The sequence below is a fragment of the Alienimonas sp. DA493 genome (assembly GCF_043951915.1).
Lineage (GTDB): Bacteria > Planctomycetota > Planctomycetia > Planctomycetales > Planctomycetaceae > Alienimonas.
Window position 1 is genome coordinate 1 of sequence record NZ_JBINJD010000359.1, and the last position, 574, is coordinate 574.

Here is a 574-nt window from a genome sequence, read left to right on the forward strand (position 1 = left end):
GGGCCCGCACCGACGAGACGGTCCGTAAATTAATCGACGCCCTCCGCGGCGAGGCGATCCTCAACGTCTGACCGCCGGCCCGCCTCCCGGCCTGACCCGAACCGAGCGCCCCGTCCGCTCAGTCCGGTATGACGCCGCCCCGCCTCCCGCTCGCCGTTATGACCGCCCTTCGCCCGCTGGCCGTCGCTTTCGGCGTCACGCTGCTCGCCCCGCTGACCGCGTCGGCTCAGCAGGTCCTGCTGGCGCCGCCCCGCCCGGTGCACGACGCCGCTCCGGCCGGCTCGGCCGGGCTGTTCGTGGGGGTGAACGAATTCACCGATCCCTCCGGCAAGGTCGGCGACCTGCGGTTCGCGGTGAACGACGCCGTGGAACTGGCCCACCTGTTCGCCCTCGAACTGCGGCTGATCCCGGCCGAGAACTGCACGCTGGCGCTCTCCGGGGAGCCGGAGGGGGACGCGGCGACGACCCGGCTGGCCGCTCTGCGGGCCGCCGGGGCGAAGGTCGCGCCGGCCAACGCGGTGCCGATCTTCGACGCCCTCGCCGAGATCAGCGGCAAGGGGCGCGAGCCGAGCGA

General features: G+C 74.0%; 1 protein-coding gene. It reads left to right on the plus strand.

Annotated elements, in window-relative coordinates; translation table 11 throughout:
* Positions 1-158: 158 nt before the first annotated feature.
* On the plus strand, positions 159-574 hold a 416-nt coding region (locus ACG2DA_RS23015; RefSeq protein ID WP_395259055.1), incomplete at its 3' end, for a hypothetical protein.